5 protein-coding genes are annotated in these 4,404 nt (G+C 45.1%); 1 reads left to right on the plus strand and 4 read right to left on the minus strand.

The features are described 5' to 3' along the window. A partial coding sequence (locus QZ735_RS09850; RefSeq protein WP_294247571.1) for an adenosylhomocysteinase occupies window positions 1-342 on the minus strand: 342 nt, incomplete at its 3' end. A gap of 24 nt (window positions 343-366) precedes the next feature. Here QZ735_RS09850 and QZ735_RS09855 point away from each other — a divergent pair. Continuing rightward, on the plus strand, window positions 367-1,125 hold the full coding sequence (locus QZ735_RS09855) for a 4'-phosphopantetheinyl transferase family protein (protein ID WP_294247573.1): 759 nt from the start codon (window positions 367-369) through the stop codon (window positions 1,123-1,125). Here the strand turns inward: QZ735_RS09855 and QZ735_RS19515 are convergent. From QZ735_RS19515 to QZ735_RS09865, 3 genes are all read right to left on the minus strand, one after another. After that, window positions 1,097-2,302, minus strand: a complete 1,206-nt coding sequence (locus tag QZ735_RS19515; RefSeq protein ID WP_367117843.1) for an FUSC family protein — start codon at window positions 2,300-2,302, stop codon at window positions 1,097-1,099. The two genes, QZ735_RS09855 and QZ735_RS19515, sit on opposite strands and share 29 nt — an antisense overlap. Further along, complete coding sequence (locus QZ735_RS19520; RefSeq protein WP_367117842.1) at window positions 2,303-3,382, minus strand: FUSC family membrane protein; 1,080 nt, start codon at window positions 3,380-3,382, stop codon at window positions 2,303-2,305. Window positions 3,383-4,188: 806 nt separating this feature from the next. Further along, on the minus strand, window positions 4,189-4,404 hold a 216-nt coding region (locus QZ735_RS09865; RefSeq protein WP_294247576.1), incomplete at its 5' end, for a hypothetical protein.

Consider the following 4,404-nt stretch of genomic DNA (forward strand, 5'->3'; position numbering starts at 1 on the left):
GTCGAATTCCTCTTCGTTAAGGCCTTTCCATGCATATACCGGGATTCCTGCAGCAGCAATGGCAGCAGCAGCGTGGTCCTGGGTAGAAAAAATATTACATGAAGACCAGGTTACTTCCGCTCCCAAAGCTACCAATGTCTCGATCAGCACAGCGGTCTGGATGGTCATGTGAAGACATCCTGCGATTCTTGCTCCTTTCAGCGGCTGGGAAGGCCCGTATTCTTCACGGATGGCCATCAGTCCAGGCATTTCTGCCTCTGCAAGGGTAATTTCTTTTCGTCCCCATTCTGCAAGGGAAATATCCTTAACCTTGTAAGGAACATATTGCGTTGTAGTACTCATATCTGATGAATAATTTAAATACGATTGATAAGATGCAAAATTACAACTAATTATCTGGATAAAAAAATACCGGCTCCCGGTCTTATCGTAACCTGGGAAAAGATCATCTGTTTTGTTTCTTTTGCTTATTTTAGCGACATCAATCAACATCAACCAGCCATGCCTCTTTACCGCGATTTTTCTGATGACAATGCCACTATTCTCGTATGGAAATACGATGAAACGGAAGACCTGGATATCAATGTGCTTCTGGAGCCTGAAAATGTGGAAAAAGTAAAAGATTACCATCCCAAAAAGCTGCTGGAGGTCCTGATGGTAAGAAAGCTCCTGAAAGGCCTGAAGCCTTCGTCTAAAATTCTCTACAGGGACCGGGAGCCCTTTCTGTCCCCCGGAGATGCGGAAATTTCCATTACCCACTCTTTTCCTTTTGCAGCCATTGCCGTGTCAAAAAACAAAATCGGTATCGATATTGAGAAGTTCAATCCTAAAATACTCAGGGTTATTGATAAATTCATCTATGAGGAGGAACGGGGATTCATTCCTCCCGGTCATGAGGTTACTTTTTATACGATGATCTGGAGTGTAAAGGAAAGCATGTACAAAATTCATCATTCGAAACACTGGTCGCTGAAAAGGCATTATGAAGTAAGGCCTTTCGAGCTCAAGCATCTTCATCATATCCGGTGCAGGGTGTATGATGAAAGGATTTCGGATGAACTGAAGGCGCGGATAGAGTTTTTCGATGATTATTGTTTCACGATTGTAGAGGAGCAGCAGCCGTAAGATCTGATGTACTGCCGGATTCGCTCTTGTATTTTTCAATGACTTTCCGCTGCTCCTTGGCAACATCATAGATCAGTTCCAGGACATCATGGATATTTTTAAGTTCCGTAAGATGGGAAATCTTATCAGGATCCCTGCGGTCATAGCCTTCGCTTTCGGTAAGTTCGGTCTTTCTCTTCAGGATGAGGTCGTCCAGCGGGGAATCTTCCGGCTCGATCCGGCTTTCTTTCTTAAGGCTTTCCGTAATTTTTTCTCCATTCAGCAAATACGTTACCTTCTGCATTTCGGCTTCTATTTTCCGGCTCCAGCCTTCCGCGTCGATTTCGGGGTATTTCTCTTCCTTTTTTACATATTGCGACAGCGAAGCCGTGTACGCTGTGATCAGATGGGAAGTAGCTACAAACTGATGGACGACTTCCAGCTTTTTCTGCTGGTTTTTGGGTTCCGAAATCATCCGCTGAAAGTTATCGGAAAGGTTAGCGAGCGCGATAATGGCGTTTTTGCGTTTTACCTTATACTCTTCCAGGTCAAAACCTTCTTCCAGAAATTTGGAAATGACGCATTGGAAATAAATAAGGTTGGAGTCTGCCGATTTTTTCATCAGTTCAAGGTTCTGGGTATGTTCCCAGACCGGAAGTACGATGTAGGCAATGACAGACGTAATCACTGCCGCAATAGCAGTATCCACGATACGGTCCCTGAAAATAACATTCACATGGCCCGGACTTAAAAAATTAAAGCTCAGGAATATATAAATCGTCATAAACAGGACTGCCCAGAAGTACCGGCCTTTCAGGAAGCTGAAGCACATAATCATGCTGACCAGGAGGATGGTGAACAAAGCTTCATTCACCGGGATAAAATAAAGGATGCCATAGGCAATCACAGCTCCGGCAATGGTACCGTACAGTCGCAGGAGGTTTCTTTTTTTGGTGATGGAATACGCCGGCTTGAGGATGGCCACTACGGTAATCATGATCCAGTAGGTATGCCCGATCCCGAGGAACTGAAATAAGGAAAAGAGATATCCTACCAGCAATGCAACCGTGATCCGGAGGGCATGCCGGAAATGGGAGGAAGAAAAGGAGATGTTGTCTTTTAGAACCTTAACATTCAGCTTTTCTTCGTTCGGCAGGAATTTTTTCAGGTCCAGTCCGGTGGAAAGGCTCTTGGCCAGCTATACATCCTGGGAAAATACCTTATAGATTTCCCTGATTTCTTTTGTGATGTCATTAATGCGCATCAGGATCTGCCTCAGGACCATGAAGTTTTCAAAATTATCCGGTGAAATGCTTTTGTTTCTGAGGTCGAAATAATCTCGGTTCAGGCTGCCCAGTTCCGTTTCCAGATGATGAACAGATTTTGCACGGGTACCGATCTGGAGCGATATGCCTATATTGGTAATCTCTTCGGCCAGCAGGTTCAGGTAATTGTGGATTTTCACCAGTATGCCGGTGTCCCCGAAACTTTTCTGCAGTTTCTGGTAATCGCTTTCGGAGGTCATCAGTTTTTCATGGAGGTCCAGGGAATTCAGGAACATCAGCATCAGCAGGCGGCTGGTGGTGGTGGATTCATTCACAATGGTTCTTGTTTTAAAAACGGTTTCCCGCGTTTCCTCCTGAAGGTTTTTTATTTCAATCTGTTTGGCAATCACCTGGCTGGTCAGCCGGGTGAAATCGGGGTCTTTTTGGTAATGGTCAGCCTTGATCTTTAAAAATTCGGCCAATTGAAGATAGTTTTCTCCGATCATCTGGCTGGCCAGCTTATAGGGCTGAATGGTGGTCACAATCAGGAAGATCATCAGGAACCAGGTACATCCCGAAGCAAAAATAAGGAGGCTTTTCAGGATATTGTCTCCTGTAAGATGGCCGTCTATGAAAATAGCCAGCACCACAAGGGAAAGGGAGCCTACTGCCGCAAGCCGCTGCCCGTAAACGCCAATCAGCGAAAAAAACATTCCGAATACAATAATCTCTGCAAATACCAGGAACTTGACATGCATTACCAGGCTTGCGGTCGTGGCAACAAGGACAAAGCAGATGATGGCAAATGCCAGGGCATTCCTTCTCCGGATGAAAGGGCCCGGCTGATCGGTAAGGGCTACAAAGCTTGTTCCGAGTGGAAAAAGGAAGTAGTCTTTCAGAATTCCGAAGTGGGCAAGAACCACACAGGGCAGAACGGTAGCCAGCGTAATCCTGATGGCAGAATATACATATTGGCTGGTCACAAATTTTTTGAGTTCCGCGGAGTAGTTCATGCTGCAAAAATAAGGGTTACATGTGAATTATGGATTTAGAAATGTAGAATTTTCCCTTGCCGGTGCCGGATCATGTATTTATTCATCCCGGCGCCGGACTGACAAATCACTATCAAATTTTACACCAGATAGCACGCAGGAGGTGGAGAAGGAGAAATGTTTGAAAGTTACCGGTCAGGTGTAAAGAATGCTCATCGGAGAAATGAACGGCCGTTTATACTTAAACCTTTCAGGTTTTTACCTGTTCCCCCGTCAATAGCCCGGATAGCAGTGGTTACCCCGCAGCATGCTCAGGAGAGCGAAGGGTCCGGTGCTGGAAATGCGCCGGCGCGAGGAGTATGAACGGATAGCCGGAAAAAGCTCCTGAAAATACCGATGACGGATAGTCAGAGGTGAATTCCGCTTTGCGGGTGAATTTCGCTTTGCGAGTCAATTTTGCTTCGCAAGTGAATTTTCAGGCTGGCTGAAGTTGACCCTTTGTATAGGATGCATAACATTTTGATGGTGGGCACAAGCTCGGAAGCTTGTGCCAGCGTTGAATTACAGACTGATGTTAAAAATTGACCATTGACCAGCGCAGCGGATTGACCATTGACCATAAGTGAAAAGTGAATTGTCAATTTTGCTCCGCAAGTGAATTTTCAGAGTGGCTAACAGTTGACTATTTATATAGGATGCACAACACCTTTTGATGGTGGGCACAAGCTCGGAAGCTTGCGCCAGCGTTGAATTACAGACTGATGTTAAAAATTGACCATTGACAAGCGAAGCGGATTGACCATTGACCATAAGTGAAAGGTGAATTGTCAATTTTGCTTCGCAAGTGAATTTTCAGGCTGGCTGAAAGTTGACCCTTTGTATAGGATGCAGATCATTTTGATGGTGCGCACAAGCTCGGAAGCTTGCGCCAGCGTTGAATTACAGGCTGATGTTAAAAATTGACCATTGACCATAAGTGAAAGGGAATTGTCAATTTTGCTCCGCAAGTGAATTTTCAGAGTGGCTGAAAGTTGACCCTTTGT

The sequence above is a fragment of the uncultured Chryseobacterium sp. genome (genome assembly GCF_913776365.1).
Taxonomy (GTDB): Bacteria; Bacteroidota; Bacteroidia; order Flavobacteriales; family Weeksellaceae; genus Chryseobacterium.

What these genes read in the sequence shown, in the direction of transcription:
- QZ735_RS19520 (WP_367117842.1), bottom strand. Translation starts at nt 3,382, where the DNA reads ATGAACTACTCCGCGGAACTCAAAAAATTTGTGACCAGCCAATATGTA.